The following is a 22,199-nucleotide window of genomic DNA, read 5'->3' on the forward strand; positions in this document are numbered from 1 at the left end:
TGTTTTTGCGGGTCAGGCCTGGGGCATTTTGCGAAAGCCGATGGCCAGGCGGTTCCAGGCGTTGATGGTGGTGATGGCGACGGTCAGGTCGACCAATTCCTTGGCATCGAACTGGGCGCTAGCCAGTTCATAGTCTTCGTCCGGGGCGTGGGTCTGGCTGATCAGGGTCAGGGATTCGGTCCAGGCCAGTGCGGCGCGTTCACGCTCGGTGAAGAACGGCGTTTCGCGCCAGGCCGACAGCGTCGCCAGGCGACGCTCGGACTCACCGCCCTTGCGCGCATCGGCGCTGTGCATGTCCAGGCAAAAGGCGCAGCCGTTGATTTGCGAGGTACGCAGCTTGACCAGTTCGATCAGGTTTTTTTCCAGTGGCAATTTCGACACTGCTGTTTCCAGGGCGATCATCGCTTTGAGGGCATCAGGGGAAGCGGTGTAGAAATCGATCCGGGTTTTCATGGTGTGTTCCAGGGCAAATGGGTGTGTCACTACATTAGTGCCACGACCGGTCTGCACAAATAGCCAATCCTTCAGAAGTCGAGGAGGCCATTCAAACCCGATTGCGCAACCACTGCAAAAAGCCCTTCTTCACCTGCGCCACCGGCAGGTCCTGAGTCAGGGTTTTTGCCTTGTGCAGCCGGTAATCGAGCAAGGTTTTCATTGCATCGTTGATGTCTTGACGGGCATCCAGGCATGGCTTGAGGTAGGACTTTTCGATGCGGTACAGGCCACAGAAGGTCTTGGCGGTAAACCGTGCAGGCACCGAGCTGTCCTCCAGGATCCCGGCCTCGCCTATCACTTCCCCCGGCCCCATGCGCCCGGACTCGAAAGGTACGCCGTGCCGGGTCAGCGTCACCGTCACCACCCCGGACTCGATGATGAACAGGTGATCACTGACCTCCCCCGCCTCCAGGATCGTTTCCCCGGCGCGGAACGATTGCAAGGTCATGTTCTGGCTGAAGGTGTCTTTCTCTTCCTGGCGCAGGGTAGAGAAAATCGGCGAGCTGTCGAGCAATGCCCGGGGTCGCGACAGGTTGCCCGGCGGATTGGGTTCCACGCTCGACAGCAGGTTGACGCCGGACGCCTGCAAGTGCCGGTAGGCCAGGTCGAACAGTTGATTGCGCACCGAACGCTTCTGGTCCATCTGCGCGACAAACCCGCTGATTTCATAGACCACGCCGGTGTTACCGGCAGTTTTCATGCCGACACTCGGCGACGGTGTCTCCAACAGAAAGCGGCATCCCTGCATGGCCCGTTCCAGGGCTTCGATCACCGTGTTCGGCCGCGCGTGGGGGCTCACTTCCAGCGAAACAGAGATGCCGAACATATCGCTCGGCCGACTGAAATTGATGATCTTGGCCTTGGCGGCCAGGGAGTTGGGTATCACCGCCATGCAACCCTGGGCGGTCTGCAGACGCGTGGCACGCCAGTCGATGTCGGTGACCTTGCCCTCCATGCCGTCTATGGAGATGTAGTCATCCAGTTGATAAGGCTTGGTGGTGTTGAGGACGATCCCGGAAAACACATCGCTGAGGGTACTTTGCAAGGCCAGGCCGACGATGATCGCCAACGCACCGGACGTCGCCAGCACGCCCTTGACCGGCAGATCCAGCACATAGGCCAGGGCGGCAATCACCGCGATCAGAAAAATCACCGCGCCTAGCAAGTCCTGGAGCAAGCGCCCGGTATGCCCGACCCGTTGCATCATTACCGCGCCGATCAGCACGGTCAGGGTCCGCGCACCGAACAACCACCAGCCGATCTGCAAGCCGGTGGCCGCCAGATGCAAGGGTACGTTGTCAGGCCAGGGCGGCGGCTCCATCGGGTTCAGGCCTTCGTTGAACAGCAAGAGGCTGAACAAAGAGAAAATCACCACCCGCACCAACAGCCGCCAGGCGCTGCCAAAGGCACTGAGCAAGTACCACAACCCAAGATCGATCAGGATCAGCGCCATCGCGCAAATCAGCGGGTGTTCGGTGAGCAATGACAGCATCTAACAACTCCAGCCAGGGCCAATAACGCGAAGATCGCATGGATTGGCGTCAGTGTAGGTGGAATTGATTTGGCTGGTTGAACACGTCTGGCTGGACACCCAAAAAACCTGTGGGAGCGAGCTTGCTCGCGATGGCGGACTGACAGTCACTACATCAGTGCCTGTTCTACCGTCATCGCGAGCGGGCTCGCTCCCACAGGGGAAAGCGTGTTGGCTGGATTACTTGCTGTTTGCCAGCGTGCTGTAGCTGGTCATCAGGTTGCGGTAATCCGGAATATGGTTGGAGAACAATGTGCCCAACCCTTCGACATCGTTGCGCCAGTCGCGGTGCAGTTCACAGGCCAGGCCGAACCAGGTCATCAGTTGCGCGCCCTGAGCGGTCATACGGTTCCACGCCGATTCGCGGGTCAGTTCGTTGAAGGTGCCGGACGCGTCGGTGACCACGAACACCTCAAAGCCTTCGGCCAGGGCCGAAAGCGCCGGGAAGGCCACGCACACTTCTGTCACCACACCGGCGATGATCAGTTGCTTCTTGCCGGTGGCCTTGATCGCCTTGACGAAATCTTCGTTGTCCCAGGCGTTGATCTGGCCCGGGCGAGCGATGTATGGCGCGTCCGGAAAAAGGGCCTTGAGTTCGGGCACCAGCGGTCCGTTAGGGCCCGTTTCGAAACTGGTGGTGAGGATGGTCGGCAGCTTGAAGTACTTGGCCAGGTCGGCCAGGGCCAGCACGTTGTTCTTGAATCGATCCGGGTCGATGTCGCGCACCAGTGACAGCAGGCCCGCCTGATGATCAACCATCAGAACCGCGGCGTTGTCCTTGTCCAGACGCTTGTAGGAAGTGGTCATTGCAGTAGTCCTCGCGTGTTATCGATGCCGAATGGAAATCGGCGTGGGGTCACCGGTCAGCGCTGGGAGTCCAGCGCCTCGTGTTCGTTCGCCACTTGCTGGGCCTTGAGGTAACTCTCGATCAGCAATTGATAATGCGGCATGGCCTGGGCGTAGACAGCGGCCCACTGCTCGGCATCCGGACGGTTCCACGAGCCTTGCAGCTCAGAGAGCGTCGCCATGATGTCGATCGGCACCACCCCGGCCTGGGCCAGGCGGGCAACGGTCAGATCAGTGGCCAGTTTCGAGTGGTTGCCGGAGGCGTCGACCACGGCAAACACCTTGTAGCCTTCATGCACGGCGGCGATGGACGGGAACGCCAGGCACACGCTGGTCAAGGTACCGGCGATCACCAGGGTTTTCCTGCCGGTGGCTTTGACCGCCGCGTGAAACTCCGGGTTGTCCCAGGCGTTGATTTCACCTTTGCGCGCCACGTATTGCGCATGGGGTGCGGCCTCGTGGATTTCCGGGATCAACGGCCCGTTCGGCCCCTGGGGAACGGAAGCAGTGGTGATCACGGGCATCTTCAGCAGGGTCGCGGCCTTGGCCAGGGCAATGGCATTGGCGCGTAGTTGGGGCACGTCCATGTCCTTGACGATCTGGAACAGTCCGCTCTGGTGATCGATCAACAGCATCGCGCTGTCGTTGGGGTCGATGGTCGGCTTCTGGCCGTTGAAGTTGGCCGCGTAGACAGTGTTCATGTGCGTTTCCTCTTTCTTTTGGGCAACAGCCATCCCTGGCCTGAAAACCGGCCTACTCATCCTGTGTAGAGTCGGGTGTAACAGCGCTGCGAATTAAGCGTGCATCCGGCCGAACTGGCCGGACTGGAAGTCGGCGAAGGCCTGGTGGATTTCCTGCTCGGTGTTCATCACGAACGGCCCATGACCGACGATCGGCTCGTCGATCGGCTCGCCGCTGAGCAACAGCACCACCGCGTCTTCGCTGGCTTCGAGGGTCACCTGATCGCCCTTGCGGTCGAACAGCGCCAGTTGCCCCTGGCGCACCGATTCCTGGCCGTTTACCTGAACCGTGCCGCGCAGCACCACCAGTGCGGTGTTGCGCCCTTCGTGCAGGTCAAGGGTGAGCAATTTGCCAGCATTCAAACGAATGTCCCACACGTCGACCGGGGTGAAGGTGCGCGCCGCGCCCTTGTGGCCGTCGAACGCACCGGCGATCAGGCGCAGGCTGCCGGCGTTGTCTTTCAAGGCGATGGCCGGGATGTCACGGTCGAGAATCGTCTGGTAGCCGGGGTCGGCCATTTTGTCCCTGGCCGGCAGGTTGACCCACAGTTGCACCATCTCCAGGGTGCCACCGCTTTTGGCGAAACCTTCGGAGTGAAACTCTTCATGCAGGATCCCCGAGGCCGCGGTCATCCATTGCACATCGCCGGGGCCGATCTTGCCGCCACTGCCGGTGGAGTCCCGGTGCTCCAGTTCGCCCTTGTAAACGATAGTCACGGTTTCGAAGCCACGGTGAGGATGCTGACCAACGCCACGTCGCTCGCTGGTCGGGGTGAATTCAGCGGGGCCGGCGTGATCCAGCAGCAGGAACGGGCTGATGTGTTTGCCCAGGTTGTCGTAGGAAAACAGCGTGCGAACCGGAAAACCGTCGCCCACCCAATGGGTCCGTGGACTGGTGTAGATACCGATGATGTTTTTCATGGTGTCTCCTGATGAGGTGAGTGAAGCCATGGACAAAGCTTAAAACCGTGACCTTTGCTGCGCTAGACTGCAAAAATCAGCTTTAGCGTTCTATTTGGAGAACGATGGTGGAAGACCTCAACACCCTCTACTACTTCACCCAGGTGGTGGAGCATCACGGTTTCGCCGCGGCCGGCCGGGCACTCGACATGCCCAAGTCCAAGCTCAGTCGACGTATCGCCGAGCTTGAAGAACGCCTCGGCGTGCGCCTGCTGCACCGCACCAGCCGGCATTGCTCGTTGACGGAAATCGGCCAGGCCTATTACCAGCGCTGCCTGGCCATGCGGGTGGAGGCGGAAAGCGCTGCCGAACTGATCGAGCGCAATCGCTCAGAGCCCCAGGGCCTGGTGCGTGTCAGTTGCCCGACGGCGCTGCTCAATTCCTGGGTCGGGCCGATGCTGACCCGCTATATGCTCAAGTATCCCTTGGTGGAATTGTTCATCGAGAGCACCAATCGCCGCGTCGACCTGATTCACGAAGGCTTCGACATTGCCCTGCGGGTACGCTTTCCGCCGCTGGAAAACACCGACATGGTGATGAAAGTGCTGGGCAACAGCACCCAGAGCGTGGTCGGCAGCCCGGCCTTTTTATCGCGCCTGTCGACGCCGGCTTCCCCGGCCGACCTCAGCGGCTTGCCGAGCCTGCACTGGGGCGCGGCGCAGCGCGAATATCAGTGGGAACTGTTCGGGGCCGACGGCAGTACCGCGATGATCCGGCATGCCCCGCGCATGGTCACCGATGACCTGTTGGCCTTGCGCCACGCGGCACTCGCCGGGATCGGCATCGTGCACCTGCCCAGTGTGGTGGTGCGCGATGAAATCGCCGCCGGGCAACTGGTGGAACTGGTGCCGGGCTGGGCACCGAAGAGCGGTGTCATCCATGCAATCTTCCCCTCGCGCCGGGGCTTGCTGCCCTCGGTACGCACGTTGATCGATTTTCTCGGGGAGGAATTCAGCCACAGTGATATTGCCTAGGGTCGGGGTAAGGCTTTAGACCGAGTCGCCGCCTTCGCGAGCGAGCACGCTCCCACATTTGGAATGCATTCCCCTGTGGGAGCGGGCTTGCTCCGGGCGGCGTTCCGACGAAGGCGTCAGACCAGACACCCTCACCAAACCGGACTGCCACCGATTCTTGATTTCCGGTAAACATTGCTTTGCCGCTCCAGCGGTTTTTCTCACGGATGCAGGCGCGGATACTGCCGCCCATTCCCACTGCAACCCCTGGAGTCATCAATGTCCATTCCCGCCTTCGGCCTGGGTACCTTTCGCTTGCAAGGCCAGGTGGTCATCGATTCGGTGAGCACCGCCCTGGCGCTCGGCTACCGGGTGATCGATACCGCACAAATCTACGAGAACGAAGCTGACGTCGGCGAGGCTATCGCCGCCAGCGCTATCGCCCGGGAAGAGCTGTTCATCACCAGCAAGATCTGGGTCGCCAACCTGGCCGGTGATCGCCTGATCGACAGCCTGAAAGAAAGCCTGCGCAAACTGCAGACCGACTACCTGGACCTGACCCTGATCCACTGGCCGTCGCCGGACGATCAGGTGCCGGTCGCAGAATTCATGGGCGCCCTGCTCGAGGCCAAACGCCTGGGCCTGACCCGGCAGATCGGTGTGTCCAACTTCACCATCGACCTGATGAAACAGGCAGTCGCGGCCATCGGTGCCGAGCACATCGCCACCCACCAGATCGAACTGCACCCCTACCTGCAAAACCGCAAAATCGTCGAGTTCGCACGCAGCCAGGGCATCGGCATCACCTCATACATGACCCTGGCTTACGGTGAAGTCCTGAAGGATCCGCTCATCCAGCAGATTGCCGAACGCCTGCACGCGACTCCGGCGCAGGTCACCCTGGCCTGGGCCATGCAATCGGGTTACGCGGTAATCCCGTCGTCCACGCGCCGGGCCAACCTTGAAAGCAACTTGAAGGCTCGCGAACTGACCTTGAGCGAGGCCGACATGGCCCTGATCGCATCGCTGGATCGCGGCCACCGCTTGACCAGCCCGAAAGGCATCGCACCGAACTGGGATTGAGCCTCAATCCTGCTCCAGACGCCGGTCCAGGCGGGCCATGGCCTGCTGCAACCGCTCGACGGCGTCGTCGATCATTGCCGCGCGGCCGTCGTTGCACGCCTGCTCCAGTTGTTCGCAACACTCGACCAGGGCGTGGGCTCGCACCATCAGCGCTCCACCCTTGATCCGGTGTGCCAATTCCCGCAAGCCCGGGCGATTGCCGCCGGTGTGCAAGGCGAGCAAATGCATGCGGTCCTCGCGGTTGGATAGCGCCAGGTCGTGCAACAGTTGATCGATCAGCTCACGGTCCGCATCCGCGTAGCGTTCCAGCCCGCTCAAGTCAAACTCGCAGACGCCATGGTCGTCGGTAGCCGTTGAGGGTGCGCTGGAAAACCGCTGGGCCAGCCACGCCTGCAAATCCACCAGGCGAATGGGCTTGAACAGGCAATCGTCCATGCCTGCCGCCTGGCATCGGGCCTTCTCCTCGGCCTGTGCATTGGCGGTAAAGCCCAGAATCAACGTTGATGACAGCCCCTGCACCCGCTCTTGCTCACGTATCGCACCCGCCAATTCGTAACCACTGAGCCGCGGCATGTTGCAGTCGGTGATGACCAGATCGAACCCTTGCCCGCGCCACTGTTCAAGCCCCTGCGCCCCGTCTTCGGCCAGCACTACGCGATGACCGAGATAGCTCAGCTGCCGCGAGAGCAACAGGCGATTGGCCGGATAATCGTCGACCACCAGAATCGACAACGGCCGGGTCGTCAGCTGCGCCGAATCCAGGGGCTTGCCCCCCGCGGGTAACGCTTGCAGGACAGGCAGCACCAGGCTGATGTCCACCCGAGTCCCGCGCCCGAGCTCACTGTCGAGTTGCAACCGGCCGCCCATCATTTCGCACAGAGTACGACTGATCACCAGCCCCAGGCCGGAACCTTGCCGGGCGCTCTGCTGGTTGTTGTCTGCCTGCACAAACGGGCTGAACAGACGTTGCTGGTCGAAAGCGCTGATGCCGATGCCGCTGTCTTCGATGCGTACGCTGACGGCGAGGTGCGCCGGGGCTTGAGGTCGCACTCGCAGCGTCAGGCTTACCTGGCCTTCCCGGGTGAACTTGATCGCGTTGCTCAGCAGATTGGACAACACCTGTTTGAAGCGCGTGGGGTCGAGCATCACGTCACGGTCACTGTGTTCATCGAGCTCGACCCGCCACTGCAGACTCTTCTGCACCGCCAGCCCTTCGAAAACCCGGCAGACCGAAGTCACCAGCAACTGCAGATTGACCCGCTCCGGCGCCAGCGACAAATGCCCGGATTCGATCCGGGCAACGTCCAGAATGTCACCGATCAAATCCAGCAATTGTTGCCCGGCGTTGGACGCCACCTCAATGGCGGCGCGGTCGGTCTCCCCTTCATCGGCCCGCTTCAGCGCCAGTTCGAGCATGCCGATCAGCGCGTTCATCGGCGTGCGGATTTCATGGCTCATGGTGGCCAGGAACGTGGTCTTGGCCCGGTTGGCGTCGTCCGCCGCGTCCTTGGCTTCCTGCAATTGCCCGAGCAATTGCTGACGCTGGCGAATCTGCCGACGCTGCCAGACGATCCCCGCCAACGCGAGCAACAGCAAGACACCCGCCACCGCAAATGCCTGCACGATCGCCTGCCGGTGTCGCAGCCAGTAACTCTGCTCGACCATCGCGTCATAGCGCCAGGGCTGGGTCAACTCGTCAATTTCTTCGGGAGGGATGCTCAACAGCGCCTTGTCCAGGATCGAATGCAGCTCGGTGGCCCCGCGACTGGTCGCCAGGGTGCTTCGTGCAGGGTCGGTGCCCACGGTGCTGGTCACTTGCAGGCGATCGCGATACTGCCGGGAAATCAGGTAACGGGCGCTGATCAAGGAGTTGATGCCGCCCTGGGCCTTGCCTTGGTCGACCATTTCCATGGCGTCCGTCGACAGGGGCGCATCCACCAGCTGGATCAACGGGTAATGCTGGCGAAGGTACTCGCCAACAATGTTGCCCTGGGTCAGTGCCAGGGGTCGCCCTGCCATATCATCCAGCGTCCTGGGGCTTTCCGTGTCAACGCGGGTCACCAGCACCGAAGGGCTGCTCAGGAACGCGCGGGTGAACAGCAACTCATCTTCACGCTGGGAACTGAGGCCGATACCGGCCAGCACATCGATTTGCCCGCTCTTGATGGCGGTCATCATCTGGGCCACCGACTTCATGCCCTGGATGTCAAATTGCAAGCCGGTGCGCAAACTGATTTTCGCCAGCACATCGATGCCAATCCCGCGAAACCTGCCTTCGCTGTCGATAAATGAAATGGGCGGGATATTTTCGTTGATCGCGACCTTCACCCGCGGGTGGCGCTCAAGCCAGCGCTGTTCGGCCACGCTCAATTGCAAGGACTGGGTACCGGGGATAGACACCTCGTTTGCCCCCCAACGGCGCAGGATGTTCATTTGCTCATTGGTGCTGATGGCCGCAAGCGCCTTGTTGACGATGCGCAACAGCGAATCGTTGTCGCGGTCCATCGCAAAGGCAAAACGCCCGGACTCCATGGGCGAGAAGTCCGTCAGTCGCACATTATCCAGATAATTCTTGCTGATCAGGTAATGGGCATTGATCGCATCCCCCAGGTAGACATCGGCCTGACCGTACGCCACGGCGCCCATTGCCGCCAGTGTCGAGGGAAACAACTGGACCTGCGCCCTGGAATAGAACTGTTGCACGCTGTATTCGGGCAGGTAGTGATACAGCATCACCAGCCGCTTGCCGGCCAGTGTCGGGTCGAGCACCGGAGGGAAATCGGTGCGGGTGACCAGCACCGGTTGATCGACCGCATAGGCACTGGACATCTGCAGCTGTGGATCTTCGGCTTCAAACCGATTGGCCGTTCCCAACAGGTCTGCCCGCCCCTCCTTGATCGCCTGCACCGCGTCGGCGCGCGACGGATAACGCCGGACCTCGATGACAACGTTCAACAATTGTTCGAGCAACCCGGCGTAATCGGCGGTCACGCCTTCGAACACCTTGCCCGCCGTGTTGAACTCGAAGGGGGGATAGTCCGGCGCCGAGACGGCCAGCACCAATCGGCCCTTTTGCTGCAGCCAGCGCAACTCGGTTTGCGACAATCTGACGCTCAGGCCTTCGACACTCGAGCGCCCCAACAGGGTCAACGACTGTTGCGCACAGGCCGTCGATGCCCAAAGAAGAAGGCCAATCAACACCCCATCTGCCAGTCGTCGGAGTGCGTTCATTCAGATCAGATGATTGCGCAGGGCGAAATCCCTCAAGTGCACCGACGAGTTCATATTGAGCTTGAGGGTGAGTCGGGTCTTGTAGGTACTGACGGTCTTGTAGCTCAGGTGCATGATCTCGGCGATTTCCAGGTTTTTCGAACCCCGGGCCAGGTACTGCAAAATGGTCAACTCACGATTGGAGAGCTTTTCGATCAACTGCTTTTCGCTGCGTTGCAACTCCCCCATCGACACGGAGCTCGAGGGGATCTGGGCGAAATAGGTGTAGCCGGCCATCACGGAATTCACCGCTGCCTTCAAGTCATCCAGGTCCTTGCTCTTGGAAACATAGGCAACAGCCCCGGCACGCATGCAGCGGTCCTGATAGAACTGGGCCTCCAGTGAAGTGAACACCACCACGCGACATCGCGTGTTTTCGGCCTTGATTCGGTCCATCACCTCAAGCCCCGCCACACCAGGAAGGCCCAGATCAAGCAGCACGACATCCGGCTGATGCTCCCGGACCAACGCCAGGACCTCATCGCCACGGGAGGCTTCATATACTTGCTTGAACCCTTCCCCCTTGAGTACGAGTTTGATCATGGAGCGAACCACCGGATGATCTTCCACAATCAGTGCTGACTTCATGACAACTCCCGTGCAAAACAACACGATCGGGCAAAAAATGCCCTCCAGGCGCCGCAGCGGTTGGGCACAACGCTGCGCATAGACTTTTGCATGGAAGGCTGGAAAGAACTACCTGACAGAAATGACAGTTCCGACGAACGGTAGCCGACGATTGACGACGCTCATCAACTGCGTAATGCACGCCAGGTCAGGCAGGGCGGCCTGGCTGACCTGGACGTTGCCCACGCCTGACGGCAACGACGCCTGCCGTTCATTGAAGATAAACGCGTGATTTACCTGCGGGTTGTCGAGAAAGAAATTCAACAAGTCCAGCCCTTCACTGGCCATCGCTCCATTGATGAGCACCAGGTCCAGAGGTTCGCAACCGTACTCCACCAGAGGAAGGAGCTCTTCGAGACTCTGCACCGGTGCCACGCGAAAGTAGCCGAGCTGATTGAGCAGCCGCTCGATCCGCAGACGGTTGAAGTGCTGCGCATCGGCGATCAGGATGCGCAAGGATTTGTTCGGCATGGTGACCTCCAAAAGGATGTCGGTTTCAAGAGGTCGCAAAGCCTACGGAAGACCTTCCTAGGTTTATGTAGGAATTTTCCTAAATAAGTTCCGGTTAATCTGACTCTGCCAGAGAAACGCAATCGCACCTCCTGACCTTTACTCCGTGGTACTCGGACTCCAGAACGCCTGCACCACCAGGGACGAGGCCGAAATCCGTGCCACCAGCTCATCCAGTTCATCACCATCGACCGAGGTGGTCGCCAGGGTGGCTTCGATTTCAATTTCATCCGTACCGAAGGCATGCACGTCGACATCGCTGGCCGGATAGTTGCAGCGCGCAAGCTCGGCTTCGAGCAAGGCCAGCACGGTTTTCTGCTGCGTACGCCGGGCAATGACATAGACGATGTTGGTGACTTCCGCCGAAATCACATCCAGCGGCTGACGGTTGATGTTGTTGACGATCGGCCGCAGCAGCGTGTTTGCCGCCAGCACGAATAAGGTGCCAAGCAGCGCCTCGGCCAGCAGGTCGGCGCCGGCGCAGGCACCGACCGCCGCCGAGGTCCAGAGCGTGGCGGCGGTATTGAGGCCGCGCACATTGCCCTCTTCGCGCATGATCACCCCGGCACCGAGAAAGCCGATGCCGGAAACCACGTAGGCTACGACCCGCACGGCGCCTTCGGCACCGCCTAGCCGGGTGGCCATGTCGACGAAAATTGCCGCGCCCACCGCCACCAGCACATTGGTGCGCAGGCCGGCGGTGCGCTGCCGGTACTGGCGTTCGAAACCGATCAGGCCGCCGAGGATGAAGGCAGCGCCGAGGCTGACCAGGGTGTCGAGCAGGGAGGCCAGGTTGAGGTTGTTGATGGCTTGCATATGAAACTCCTTGAAAAACACACACCCCTTGTGGCGAGGGAGCTTGCTCCCGCTGGGCAGCGAAGCGGCCCCAAAACCTGACAATGCGGTCCCTCCAGCAAACCTCGCTCGCCGGTTTTGCGACTGCTACGCAGTCGAGCGGGAGCAAGCTCCCTCGCCACAAAGGTCATGCTGGCGGCTTTATTGCCAGCCAAACCGGCGGATGTAGAACCCCTTCACCGCCTGGGTCAGCGCCATGTACGCCAGCAGGATCACCGGCAGGAACACGAAGTACAGCGACGGCAACGCCTGCAATTTGAAGTAATGGGCCAGCGGTCCCATCGGCAGGAAAATCCCCACGGCCATGATCAATCCGGTCATCACCAGCAATGGCATGGCCGCGCGGCTTTGCAGGAACGGGATCTTCGGCGTGCGGATCATGTGCACGATCAGGGTCTGGGTCAGCAGCCCGACCACGAACCAGCCGGACTGGAACAGGGTCTGGTGATCCGGGGTGCTGGCATCGAACACGTACCACATCAAGGCGAAGGTGGAGATGTCGAAGATCGAACTGATCGGCCCGAAAAACAGCATGAAGCGCCCGACATCCGCCGGTTGCCAGCGCTGCGGCTGCTTGAGCATTTCGTCATCGACGTTATCGAACGGGATGGCGATCTGCGAAATGTCATAGAGCAGGTTCTGCACCAGCAGGTGCATCGGCAGCATCGGCAGGAACGGGATGAACGCACTGGCCACCAGCACCGAGAACACGTTGCCGAAGTTCGAACTGGCGGTCATCTTGATGTACTTGAGCATGTTGGCGAAGGTCCGGCGCCCTTCCAGCACGCCCTCCTCCAGCACCATCAGGCTTTTTTCCAGCAGGATGATGTCGGCCGCTTCCTTGGCGATGTCCACCGCGCTGTCCACGGAAATACCGATGTCGGCGGTGCGCAGGGCCGGGGCGTCATTGATGCCGTCGCCCATGAAACCGACCACATGGCCGTTGCCCTTGAGTAGCCGGACGATGCGCTCCTTGTGGGACGGCGTCAGCCTGGCGAAGACGTTGGTGGTCTCCACCGCCTTCGCCAGCTCGGCATCGCTCATGCGTTCGATGTCGTTGCCCATCAGCAGGCCTTGCTGTTCCAGGCCGACTTCGCGGCAGATCTTCGCCGTCACCAGTTCGTTGTCGCCGGTCAGCACTTTCACCGCCACGCCATGGGCGGCCAGGGCCTTGAGGGCGGGCGCGGTGCTTTCTTTCGGCGGATCGAGAAACGCCACGTAACCGATCAGCGTCAGTGCCTGTTCATCGGCCAGGCTGTAGGTGTCGCGCCCTTCGACCATTGGCCGTGCCGCCACCGCCACCACTCGCAAGCCTTCGGCGTTGAAGGTGGCCGTGACCTGACGGATTCGCGCCAGCAGTTCTTCGGTCAAGGCTTCATCGACTTCGCCATGGCGCACACGCGAGCACACCGCCAGCACCTCTTCCACAGCCCCCTTGCAGATCAGCAGGTGCGGCTGATCGCGCTCGGCGACCACCACCGACATGCGCCGGCGGGTGAAGTCGAACGGGATCTCGTCGACCTTGCGAAACGCCGTGCCGACTTTCAGCTCACGGTGGATCTCGACGTGTTCGAGCACCGCCACATCCAGCAGGTTTTTCAGGCCGGTCTGGTAGTAGCTGTTGAGGTAGGCCATTTCCAGCACGTCATCGCAGGCGTTGCCCCAGACGTCGACGTTGTGCGCCAGGAAGATCTTGTCCTGGGTCAGGGTGCCGGTCTTGTCGGTACACAGCACGTCCATGGCGCCAAAGTTCTGGATGGCGTCGAGGCGTTTGACGATGACTTTCTTGCGCGACAGGAACACCGCGCCCTTGGCCAGGGTCGAGGTGACGATCATCGGCAGCATTTCCGGAGTCAGGCCCACGGCAATCGACAACGCGAACAGCAGCGCTTCGGTCCAGTCGCCCTTGGTGAAACCGTTGATGAACAACACCAGCGGCGCCATCACGAACATGAAGCGGATCAGCAGCCAGCTGACTTTGTTGACCCCGGTCTGGAACGAAGTCGGCGCCCTGTCAGTGGCGCCGACGCGCTGGGCCAAGGCACCGAAATAGGTGCTGTTGCCGGTGGTGAGTATCACCGCCATGGCCGTGCCGGACACCACGTTGGTGCCCATGAACAGGATGTTGTCCAGGTCCAGCGGATTGCGCGTGTCGCGATCCTGCTGGCGGGAAAATTTTTCCACCGGCATCGATTCACCGGTCATGGCTGCCTGGCTGACGAACAGGTCCTTGGCGCTGAGCACCCGGCAATCGGCGGGAATCATGTCACCGGCCGACAGCACGATCAGGTCGCCCGGCACCAGTTGCCTGATCGGCAATTCGATGCGCTGCGCGCCACGGTCCTCAAGGTCCCGGCGCATCACCGTAGCGGTGTTGCTGACCATGGCCTTGAGGGCATCGGCAGCCTGGTTGGATTTGGTTTCCTGCCAGAAACGCAGCAAGGTCGAGAGCACCACCATGGAGAAAATCACGACGGCGGCTTTCAGGTCTTCGGTCAGCCAGGAGATGAGCGCCAGCAGCGTCAGCAGCAGGTTGAACGGATTCTTGTAGCAATGCCACAGGTGCGTCCACCACGGCAGCGGCTGTTCGTGCTCGACTTCATTGAGGCCGAATTGCTCGCGCAGGACATCGGCTTCGAGTTCACTCAAGCCGTCGGTGTGACTGCCCAGGGTGTTGAGCAATTGACCGGTGTCGCTGCCGGCAGCGGCCACCAGGGTTTGCGCCAGGGTGGGCGGGACTTCACGGCTGACCGTGGTGTCGGTGAAGGTTTCCAGCAACGCCAGGCGACGGAAGTGCCGGGCGATGTGGCGGGTACGCAGGAAACCTGCGAAGAATTCCTTGAGGGTAAGTTTCATGGCTGGAGCCCCTTTGGTCAGCCGGGAAACCGTCGAGCAGGCAAGTCCACGCCGCTGCCGCCGGAACAACCGGCAAAGCAAGGCCTGGCACGCCGGTCACGAATGACAGGCGTGTCGATAGAGCGGCGGCCACGACAAAAAAGTCGAAACCACGCACTGTTCAGCGTCGATGAGAGGGACGTCGGGACACGGCCGGGACTGGCCATGATCGGGATGCCGCTGCTCGCTTGTCGGCGAGACAACGGCACAGGAGACTGCGCGTTATCTTGCCGAGAAAGTGCCGGTTACCGAGACCGGCCGACAACTGTCACTCGAACAAGTACCCACTGTGGGTCTCCGTAATGGATGAAAACGCGCGAAGCTTACGCCCCGATGTTTGGCGAGTAAACCCGTTACAAAACCTTGCCGGGGCAATCGCGGGGTTCTTCAGGTAGGGTTCAGGATTGGAGTCCTCATCAAAAGATCGCAGCCTTCGGCAGCTCCTACGGGTGTACGCCATCCCAATGTAGGAGCTGCCGGAGGCTGCGATCTTTTGACGGTCAACTCGATATCAGCTCGCCGTCGCCAACAACAAATCCACCACCGACCGCCCATGCCCGCGATGCTTGCCGTGCTCATACAGCGAGCCGGCAATTTCATCGGCACGAATCGGCAGGATCGACAGCAAGGTGTCGCTCAGCCCATGGCTGGCCTGGCAGAAGCCCTGCATGTAGAGGCCGGCCTTGCAGCGCTCATCGGTGATCAGTTTGTAGTTGCGATCGACCTCGAAATCACCCAGGTACTCTTGCAGCGGTGCCAGCAGCTTGCGGTGCATCTGCCGCTCGTAACCGGTGGCCAGCACCACGGCGTCGTAGTGACGCACCGAGACTTCGCCGGTGGCGTTGTTGCGCAACACCAGTTCAATGCCCCGCTCGTTGGCGGTGGCCTTTTCGATAGTGGTCAGGGTGTGGAACGCATGACGGGCGATACCCGAGACTTTCTGCCGGTAGAAAATACCGTAGATGCGCTCGATCAGATCGATGTCCACCACCGAGTAATTGGTGTTGTGGTACTCGTTGACCAGTCGCTCGCGCTCGCTGTCGGGCTGCTGGAACACCAGGTCGGTGAACTCCGGTGAGAACACTTCGTTGACGAAGGGGCTGTCGTCGGCCGGCTTGAGTGCCGAGCCGCGCAGGATCATGTCCACTTGCACCGACGGGAAGCTGTCGTTCAAATCGATGAAGGCCTCTGCCGCGCTTTGCCCGCCACCGATGATCGCAATGCTCATCGGCCGGTTGTCCACGCACGGCTGCCTGGCCATCTGCGCCAGGTACTGGGAGTGATGGAACACCCGGCCGTCATCCTTGAGTGCCTTGAACACCTCGGGAATGCGTGGCGTGCCACCGGTGCTGACCACCACCGAACGGGTGGTGCGCACCTGTTGATGCCCGCTCGCATCGCGGGAAATCACCCGCAACGCCTCGACCTGATGGTTGTGCAGCACCGGCTCGATGGTCAGCACTTCTTCGCCGTAGCGGCTTTGCGCGATGAACTGCCCGGCAACCCAGCGCAGGTAGTCGTTGTACTCCATGCGGCACGGATAGAAGGTGCCCAGGTTGATGAAGTCCACCAGGCGCCCGTGGGCCTTGAGGTAATTGACGAACGAGTAAGGGCTGGTCGGATTGCGCAGGGTCACCAGGTCCTTGAGAAAGGAAATCTGCAACTCGCTCTGGGTCACCAGGGTGTTGCCGTGCCAACGGTAGTCGGCCTGCTTGTCGAGGAACAGCACATCCAGGTTGCCCTGGCTCGCCCCGCGCTCTTGCAGCGCGATGGCCAGTGCCAGGTTCGACGGGCCGAAACCGACGCCGATCAGGTCGTGAACGAGGGGCGAAGCAATTGCCTGTGTCATGTCCAGTGTCCTCTGGATGTTCCCCTCAAAGACGGGGCATTGAACCTAAGTGACCTGACCCGCCAAGGGCCGCACAACAGGTCGTCTGTTGAGTAGGAACGAGGACCGTGAAAAAAAATTTAACCGCGCGGGATCACTGGGCGTCCCACTGTCGCATCCGTATACGGCAATGCTTCATGGCGTTGACGATGTGCTTCTCGACCATTGCCCGGGAAATGCCCAGTTGCTCGGCAATCTGCGGATGGGACAGGCCTTCGATCTTGCGCAGCAGGAAACTCTCGCGGCACAACCTCGGCAACTCCGCCAGGGCACTCTGGAGCATTTCCAGGCGCTGGCCATGATCGAGCACGTTTAGCGGCGAAGGGGTGAAATAGCGCTCTTCGTTGTCGAGTACGTCCAGGGATTCGGCCTGACGCAGGGTGTTGCGTCGATGGTCGTCGATGACCAGGTTCAGGGCGGTGCGATAAAGGAATGCCCGGGGCTGCTCGATCGGCGTATCACTGGAACGCTCCAGGACCCGCAGATAAGCGTCATGCACCACATCTTCGGCCACCTGACGGTTGCCCAGCCTGGCGTTCAGGAAACACACCAGTTCGCGATAGTAGTTTTCCAACATGACTCCCGTCCGCACGGGGGTGCGGTTTCTGTCCTTGAGCCCTTTGCGTGACCGTTGAAATAGACAGTGGCACGATAGTGGCAGTTCGAGTCGCGTAATTTATAGTAATTCTCATATAGATTTAAAGTACTGCGTCGCCTTGCCCGATAAATAGTCATGGTCTAGCGGCTGTGCACCGCTCTGAGGGTAGGAGCTGCCGCAGGCTGCGATCTTTAGCGTTTTCAGCTACGTCGAAAATCAAAAGATCGCAGCCTTCGGCAGCTCCTACAGGTGTTACACCTTGTGTCGCCGGTTAAATTTCCCGTCGGGTTCATCGTTTACAGGACAGCTCCCCGTCCCTGTTCGGCCCTGCCGACAGCGTTCAGCCATCGACCCGCCGCTGAACGACGGACCTATTTCCCAAGGCCGGAACCCCGCATGAAACGTCCCCGACAGACCCGACGCGCCCTGCTTGCAGCACTTTGTCTGATCCCCGTGGCTGCCGTCGCCGCCTGGCAGTTCATCCCCCCGGGCCGCGACGGGCTGGTCACCGTCCAGGTCAGCCGCGCCGACATTGAAAGCAGCGTAACGGCACTGGGCACCCTGCAACCGCGGCGCTATGTCGACGTCGGCGCCCAGGCGTCCGGGCAGATCCACAAGATCCACGTAGAGGTCGGCGACCAGGTCAAGGAAGGCCAATTGCTGGTGGAAATCGACCCCTCCACGCAACAGGCCAAACTCGATGCCGGGCGCTTCTCCGTCGAAAATCTCAAGGCGCAGCTGCAGGAACAGCGCGCGCAACACGATCTGGCCCGGCAGAAATACCAGCGTCAACAGAACCTCGCCGCCGGCGGCGCCACCCGTGAAGAAGACGTGCAGACCGCCCAGGCCGAACTGCGCGCCACCCAGGCACGGGTCGACATGTTCCAGGCGCAGATCCGCCAGGCCGAAGCCAGCCTGCGCAGCGACCAGGCGGAGCTCGGCTACACGCGGATTTATGCGCCAATGGCCGGTACCGTAGTGGCGCTGGATGCCCGGGAAGGCCAGACCCTCAACGCCCAGCAACAAACACCGCTGATCCTGCGCATCGCCAAGCTGTCGCCGATGACCGTGTGGGCCGAGGTCTCGGAGGCCGACATCGGCCACGTCAAACCCGGCATGCACGCCTGGTTCACCACCCTGAGCGGCGGCGCCCGGCGCTGGACCAGCACCGTGCGGCAAATCCTGCCCGTCCCGCCCAAGCCCCTGGACCAGACCAGCCAGGGCGGCGGCAGCCCCGCCAGCACCAGCAAAAGCGGGAGTGCCCGCGTGGTGCTGTACACCGTGTTGCTGGACGTCGACAACGCCGACAACGCCTTGATGGCGGAAATGACCACCCAGGTATTTTTCGTCGCCAATCAGGCGCAGAACGTACTCACCGCCCCCATCACAGCCCTGCAGGCCGGCACGCAATCAGACCGGCAGACCGCGCAAGTAGTCGCCAGCAATGGCAGCATCGAACAGCGCAACGTGCGCACCGGCATCAGCGACCGCCTGCGGGTACAGATCCTCGACGGCCTGCAGGAGGGCGATCACCTGTTGATCGGTCCCGTCGACGGGAGTGGCGGCTGAATGCACACGCCCCTGATCGACCTTTCGGACATCCGCAAAGCCTACGGCGGCGGCGACGCGCCTGAAGTCCACGTGCTGCGCGGCATCGACCTGTCGATCCATGCCGGGGAGTTTGTGGCGATTGTCGGCGCTTCCGGTTCCGGCAAGTCGACGCTGATGAACATCCTCGGCTGCCTCGACCGCCCGACCTCGGGCGAATACCGCTTCGCCGGGGAAAACGTCGCCGCCCTGGACAGCGACGAACTGGCCTGGCTGCGGCGTGAAGCCTTCGGGTTTGTGTTCCAGGGCTACCATCTGATTCCCTCCGGTTCGGCCCAGGAAAACGTCGAGATGCCGGCGATCTACGCAGGCTTGCCCGCCGCAGAACGCCACGCCCGCGCCGCCGCCCTGCTCGACCGTCTCGGCCTGGCGTCGCGCACCGGCAACCGCCCGCACCAGCTCTCCGGCGGGCAGCAGCAACGGGTGTCGATTGCCCGCGCGCTGATGAATGGCGGCCACATCATCCTGGCCGACGAACCCACCGGCGCCCTCGACAGCCACAGCGGCGCCGAAGTCATGGCCCTGCTCGACGAACTGGCGAGCCAGGGCCATGTGGTGATCCTCATCACCCACGACCGGGAAGTGGCGGCCCGGGCTAAACGCATCATCGAAATTCGCGACGGCGAGATCATCAGCGACAGCGCCCGGGACAATCGCGCCGCGCAAAACCCGGCCAACCCCGGCGCCCTGCAAGCCGTCGATTTGCGCAGACGCCTGAGCGAAGGCGCCGAAGCCACCGGCGCCTGGAAAGGCGAATTGGTCGATGCCGTGCACGCGGCGTGGCGAGTGATGTGGATCAACAAGTTCCGCACCGCCCTGACCCTGCTCGGCATCATCATCGGTGTGGCCTCGGTGGTGGTGATGCTGGCCGTGGGCGAAGGCAGCAAGCGCCAGGTGATGGCGCAGATGGGCGCGTTCGGTTCCAACATCATCTACCTCAGCGGTTCGGCGCCCAACCCGCGCACGCCCATGGGCATCGTCACCCTCGATGAGGTCGCCGCGATTGCCAGCCTGCCCCAGGTGATGCGGATCATGCCGGTCAACGGCCAGGAGGCCGGGGTGCGTTTTGGTAACCTCGACCACTTGAGCTACGTCGGCGGCAACGACACCAACTTCCCGGCGATTTTCAACTGGCCGGTGGTCGAAGGCAGCTACTTCACCCACGCCGATGAACAGAACGCCGCGGCGGTCGCGGTGATCGGGCACAAGGTGCGGAGCAAATTGCTCAAGGACGTGACCAACCCGATCGGCCAGTACATCCTCATCGAAAACGTCCCCTTCCAGGTGGTCGGCGTGCTCGCGGAAAAAGGTGCCAGCTCCGGTGACACCGACAGCGACGACCGCATCGCCATCCCCTACTCCGCCGCCAGCGTGCGCCTGTTCGGCACCCACAATCCCGAGTACATCGCCATCGCCGCCGCCGATGCGCGCAAGGTCAAGGAGACCGAAAAAGCCATCGAGCAACTGATGCTGCGCCTGCACGACGGCAAGCACGATTTCGAACTGACCAACAACGCGGCGATGATCCAGGCCGAGGCGCGCACGCAAAACACCCTGTCGCTGATGCTCGGTTCGATTGCGGCGATCTCGCTGCTGGTGGGCGGGATCGGCGTGATGAACATCATGCTCATGACCGTGCGCGAGCGGACTCGCGAGATCGGTATCCGCATGGCCACTGGTGCCCGCCAGCGCGACATCCTGCGCCAGTTCCTCACCGAAGCGGTGATGCTCTCGGTGGTGGGCGGCCTCACCGGGATTGCCCTGGCGCTGATCGTCGGTGGCGTGCTGATTTTCAGCGAAGTCGCTGTCGCGTTCTCCCTGATAGCGGTGCTGGGCGCCTTCGGCTGCGCCCTGGTTACCGGTGTCGTTTTCGGCTATATGCCGGCCCGCAAGGCTGCCCGACTCGACCCGGTCACGGCCCTTACCAGTGAATGATCGATTGATGAAGCCGCCACTCAGTGTGATAACCCTGTGCCTGTTGCTCAGTGCCTGCGGCACCCCGCCCCAGCGCCCTGACAGCGGTATCCAGCCGCCGGCCGCCTGGCAATCGCCACACACCGCAGGCGCTGTCCATGACAACCAGCAATGGTGGAACCGCTTCGGCAGCCCGCAACTGGGACGCCTGATCGAACAGGCGCGGCTCGGCAGCTACGACCTGGCCGCGGCCGTCGCCAGAGTGCGCCAGGCCCAGGCCGACACGGTGATTGCCGGCGGCTCGCAACTGCCCGAGGTCAAGGCCGGGATCAACGCCAATCGCCAGAAGCTGCTGCGGGGCAACGGCTACAGTCAGCTTGATGCCGACAGCGATAACGACGCCGTCGACTATTTCACGGCGAACCTGACTGCCAGCTACGAAATCGATTTCTGGGGGGGCCAGCGTGCCACTCGCGACAGTGCGCAATTCAGTCTGCAAGCCAGCGAGTTCGATCAGGCCACGGTGGAACTGACGCTGCTCAGCGGTGTGGCCAACGGCTACGCGCAAGCCTTGTCGCTGCAGGAGCAGCGCCGCATCGCCGAATTGAACCTGGCCAATGCCCAAAGCGTGTTGAAACTGGTGCAGACTCGTTTCGATTCGGGTTCGGCCACGGCCCTGGAACTGGCGCAGCAAAAAAGCCTGGTGGCGGCGCAACAACGCCAGCTGCCGCTGGTGCGGCAACAGGCCGAAGAGGCGCGGATCAGCCTCGCCGCCCTGCTCGGCCGCCCGGTTCAGGCGCTGTCGCTGGGTCAGGAACGCTTCGATCAACTGACCTGGCCGGCGATTGACGCCGGGGTACCCAGCCAGTTGCTCAGTCGCCGCCCGGACATTGCCCGGGCCGAGGCGCAACTGGCCGCCGCCCAGGCCGACGTCACCGTCGCCCGGGCCGCGATGCTGCCGACCGTGACCCTCACCGCCGAAATCGGCTCCGGCGCCGACCGGGCCGACGACATCCTGCGCAGCCCCTTCTACAACCTCACCGCCGGGCTGCTCGCGCCGGTGTTCAACAACGGCCGCCTCGGCGCCCAGCGCGACAAGGCCACGGCACGCCAGGAAGAACTGCTGGAGACCTATCGCGGGGCGATCATCAACGGCTTCGCCGACGTCGAAAAAGCCCTCAACAGCATCCGCGGGCTGGATCAACAGCGCGGGTGGCAGAGTGAAGAACTGAGCCAGGCGCAAACCGCCTTCAACATCGCGCAAAGCCGTTATCAGGCCGGGGCCGAGGACTTGCTGACGGTGCTGGAGACCCAGCGCACGCTGTATGCGGCGCAGGATTTGAATGTGCAACTGCGGTTGTCGCGGATGCAGGCGAGTATTGCGCTATACAAGGCGTTGGGTGGGGGGTGGACAATATGAGAATCA

17 protein-coding genes are annotated in these 22,199 nt (G+C 61.8%); 5 read left to right on the forward strand and 12 right to left on the reverse strand.

The window, feature by feature from the left end:
• Nucleotides 1-12: 12 nt before the first annotated feature.
• The 5 genes from ACM6G4_RS00880 to ACM6G4_RS00900 all read right to left on the reverse strand — a co-directional run bounded on the left by ACM6G4_RS00880 (nucleotide 13) and on the right by ACM6G4_RS00900 (nucleotide 4,533).
• On the reverse strand, nucleotides 13-453 hold the full coding sequence (locus ACM6G4_RS00880) for a carboxymuconolactone decarboxylase family protein (protein WP_056722587.1): 441 nt from the start codon (nucleotides 451-453) through the stop codon (nucleotides 13-15).
• 91 nt (nucleotides 454-544) lie between these two features.
• On the reverse strand, nucleotides 545-1,987 hold the full coding sequence (locus ACM6G4_RS00885; protein WP_414912812.1) for a mechanosensitive ion channel domain-containing protein: 1,443 nt from the start codon (nucleotides 1,985-1,987) through the stop codon (nucleotides 545-547).
• 219 nt (nucleotides 1,988-2,206) lie between these two features.
• Nucleotides 2,207-2,833 carry an isochorismate family cysteine hydrolase YcaC gene (gene ycaC / locus ACM6G4_RS00890; protein WP_223446133.1) on the reverse strand — a complete coding sequence of 209 codons (627 nt, stop codon included), beginning with the start codon at nucleotides 2,831-2,833 and terminating at the stop codon, nucleotides 2,207-2,209.
• 56 nt (nucleotides 2,834-2,889) lie between these two features.
• Nucleotides 2,890-3,573: an isochorismatase family protein gene (locus ACM6G4_RS00895; RefSeq protein WP_056722596.1), complete on the reverse strand. Its 684-nt coding sequence runs from the start codon at nucleotides 3,571-3,573 to the stop codon at nucleotides 2,890-2,892.
• Between the two features lie 93 nt (nucleotides 3,574-3,666).
• On the reverse strand, nucleotides 3,667-4,533 hold the full coding sequence (locus ACM6G4_RS00900) for a pirin family protein (protein ID WP_414912813.1): 867 nt from the start codon (nucleotides 4,531-4,533) through the stop codon (nucleotides 3,667-3,669).
• A gap of 104 nt (nucleotides 4,534-4,637) precedes the next feature.
• Here ACM6G4_RS00900 and ACM6G4_RS00905 point away from each other — a divergent pair, with 104 nt between their 5' ends.
• Together ACM6G4_RS00905 and dkgB are read left to right on the forward strand one after the other, a co-directional pair.
• Nucleotides 4,638-5,546: a LysR family transcriptional regulator gene (locus ACM6G4_RS00905; RefSeq protein ID WP_414912814.1), complete on the forward strand. Its 909-nt coding sequence runs from the start codon at nucleotides 4,638-4,640 to the stop codon at nucleotides 5,544-5,546.
• Between the two features lie 258 nt (nucleotides 5,547-5,804).
• Entirely contained in the window at nucleotides 5,805-6,608 is an 804-nt protein-coding gene (dkgB, locus tag ACM6G4_RS00910; protein ID WP_414912815.1) for a 2,5-didehydrogluconate reductase DkgB, read from the forward strand.
• A gap of 3 nt (nucleotides 6,609-6,611) precedes the next feature.
• On the opposite strand, the gene ACM6G4_RS00915 is transcribed toward dkgB, so the two are convergent.
• From ACM6G4_RS00915 to ACM6G4_RS00945, 7 genes are all read right to left on the reverse strand, one after another.
• Entirely contained in the window at nucleotides 6,612-9,839 is a 3,228-nt protein-coding gene (locus ACM6G4_RS00915; RefSeq protein WP_414912816.1) for a transporter substrate-binding domain-containing protein, read from the reverse strand.
• Nucleotides 9,840-10,466 (reverse strand): response regulator transcription factor, encoded by a 627-nt coding sequence (locus ACM6G4_RS00920; protein ID WP_056722608.1) that lies wholly within the window; start codon nucleotides 10,464-10,466, stop codon nucleotides 9,840-9,842.
• Nucleotides 10,467-10,574: 108 nt separating this feature from the next.
• Nucleotides 10,575-10,976 (reverse strand): chemotaxis protein CheY, encoded by a 402-nt coding sequence (locus tag ACM6G4_RS00925; RefSeq protein ID WP_414912817.1) that lies wholly within the window; start codon nucleotides 10,974-10,976, stop codon nucleotides 10,575-10,577.
• 138 nt (nucleotides 10,977-11,114) lie between these two features.
• Complete coding sequence (locus tag ACM6G4_RS00930; RefSeq protein WP_414912818.1) at nucleotides 11,115-11,831, reverse strand: MgtC/SapB family protein; 717 nt, start codon at nucleotides 11,829-11,831, stop codon at nucleotides 11,115-11,117.
• A gap of 180 nt (nucleotides 11,832-12,011) precedes the next feature.
• Nucleotides 12,012-14,726: a magnesium-translocating P-type ATPase gene (gene mgtA, locus ACM6G4_RS00935; RefSeq protein WP_414912819.1), complete on the reverse strand. Its 2,715-nt coding sequence runs from the start codon at nucleotides 14,724-14,726 to the stop codon at nucleotides 12,012-12,014.
• 550 nt (nucleotides 14,727-15,276) lie between these two features.
• A complete protein-coding gene (locus ACM6G4_RS00940; RefSeq protein ID WP_414912820.1) occupies nucleotides 15,277-16,614 on the reverse strand; it encodes a lysine N(6)-hydroxylase/L-ornithine N(5)-oxygenase family protein in 1,338 nt (445 codons plus the stop codon).
• 133 nt (nucleotides 16,615-16,747) lie between these two features.
• Nucleotides 16,748-17,230 (reverse strand): sigma-70 family RNA polymerase sigma factor, encoded by a 483-nt coding sequence (locus ACM6G4_RS00945; protein WP_414912821.1) that lies wholly within the window; start codon nucleotides 17,228-17,230, stop codon nucleotides 16,748-16,750.
• A gap of 417 nt (nucleotides 17,231-17,647) precedes the next feature.
• On the opposite strand from ACM6G4_RS00945, the gene ACM6G4_RS00950 reads away from it, so the two are divergent.
• From ACM6G4_RS00950 to ACM6G4_RS00960, 3 genes are read left to right on the forward strand one after another with little or no spacing between them, the layout of a single operon-like run.
• The gene (locus ACM6G4_RS00950; protein WP_414912822.1) at nucleotides 17,648-18,820 is read left to right on the forward strand and encodes an efflux RND transporter periplasmic adaptor subunit; all 1,173 of its coding nucleotides are present in this window, start codon (nucleotides 17,648-17,650) and stop codon (nucleotides 18,818-18,820) included.
• Nucleotides 18,821-20,794 carry a MacB family efflux pump subunit gene (locus ACM6G4_RS00955; protein ID WP_414912823.1) on the forward strand — a complete coding sequence of 658 codons (1,974 nt, stop codon included), beginning with the start codon at nucleotides 18,821-18,823 and terminating at the stop codon, nucleotides 20,792-20,794.
• Between the two features lie 7 nt (nucleotides 20,795-20,801).
• Complete coding sequence (locus ACM6G4_RS00960; protein WP_414912824.1) at nucleotides 20,802-22,193, forward strand: efflux transporter outer membrane subunit; 1,392 nt, start codon at nucleotides 20,802-20,804, stop codon at nucleotides 22,191-22,193.
• The last annotated feature ends 6 nt before the right edge of the window (nucleotides 22,194-22,199 follow it).

Source organism: Pseudomonas sp. IT-P258, assembly GCF_949767825.1.
GTDB lineage: Bacteria > Pseudomonadota > Gammaproteobacteria > Pseudomonadales > Pseudomonadaceae > Aquipseudomonas > Aquipseudomonas monachiensis.

Excerpts from the sequence above, each read along its gene's own strand:
- ACM6G4_RS00880 (WP_056722587.1), bottom strand. The coding sequence starts at position 453 with ATGAAAACCCGGATCGATTTCTACACCGCTTCCCCTGATGCCCTCAAA.
- ACM6G4_RS00885 (WP_414912812.1), bottom strand. The coding sequence starts at position 1,987 with ATGCTGTCATTGCTCACCGAACACCCGCTGATTTGCGCGATGGCGCTG.
- ycaC (WP_223446133.1), bottom strand. The coding sequence starts at position 2,833 with ATGACCACTTCCTACAAGCGTCTGGACAAGGACAACGCCGCGGTTCTG.
- ACM6G4_RS00895 (WP_056722596.1), bottom strand. The coding sequence starts at position 3,573 with ATGAACACTGTCTACGCGGCCAACTTCAACGGCCAGAAGCCGACCATC.
- ACM6G4_RS00900 (WP_414912813.1), bottom strand. The coding sequence starts at position 4,533 with ATGAAAAACATCATCGGTATCTACACCAGTCCACGGACCCATTGGGTG.
- ACM6G4_RS00905 (WP_414912814.1), top strand. The coding sequence starts at position 4,638 with ATGGTGGAAGACCTCAACACCCTCTACTACTTCACCCAGGTGGTGGAG.
- dkgB (WP_414912815.1), top strand. The coding sequence starts at position 5,805 with ATGTCCATTCCCGCCTTCGGCCTGGGTACCTTTCGCTTGCAAGGCCAG.
- ACM6G4_RS00915 (WP_414912816.1), bottom strand. The coding sequence starts at position 9,839 with ATGAACGCACTCCGACGACTGGCAGATGGGGTGTTGATTGGCCTTCTT.
- ACM6G4_RS00920 (WP_056722608.1), bottom strand. The coding sequence starts at position 10,466 with ATGAAGTCAGCACTGATTGTGGAAGATCATCCGGTGGTTCGCTCCATG.
- ACM6G4_RS00925 (WP_414912817.1), bottom strand. The coding sequence starts at position 10,976 with ATGCCGAACAAATCCTTGCGCATCCTGATCGCCGATGCGCAGCACTTC.
- ACM6G4_RS00930 (WP_414912818.1), bottom strand. The coding sequence starts at position 11,831 with ATGCAAGCCATCAACAACCTCAACCTGGCCTCCCTGCTCGACACCCTG.
- mgtA (WP_414912819.1), bottom strand. The coding sequence starts at position 14,726 with ATGAAACTTACCCTCAAGGAATTCTTCGCAGGTTTCCTGCGTACCCGC.
- ACM6G4_RS00940 (WP_414912820.1), bottom strand. The coding sequence starts at position 16,614 with ATGACACAGGCAATTGCTTCGCCCCTCGTTCACGACCTGATCGGCGTC.
- ACM6G4_RS00945 (WP_414912821.1), bottom strand. The coding sequence starts at position 17,230 with ATGTTGGAAAACTACTATCGCGAACTGGTGTGTTTCCTGAACGCCAGG.
- ACM6G4_RS00950 (WP_414912822.1), top strand. The coding sequence starts at position 17,648 with ATGAAACGTCCCCGACAGACCCGACGCGCCCTGCTTGCAGCACTTTGT.
- ACM6G4_RS00955 (WP_414912823.1), top strand. The coding sequence starts at position 18,821 with ATGCACACGCCCCTGATCGACCTTTCGGACATCCGCAAAGCCTACGGC.
- ACM6G4_RS00960 (WP_414912824.1), top strand. The coding sequence starts at position 20,802 with ATGAAGCCGCCACTCAGTGTGATAACCCTGTGCCTGTTGCTCAGTGCC.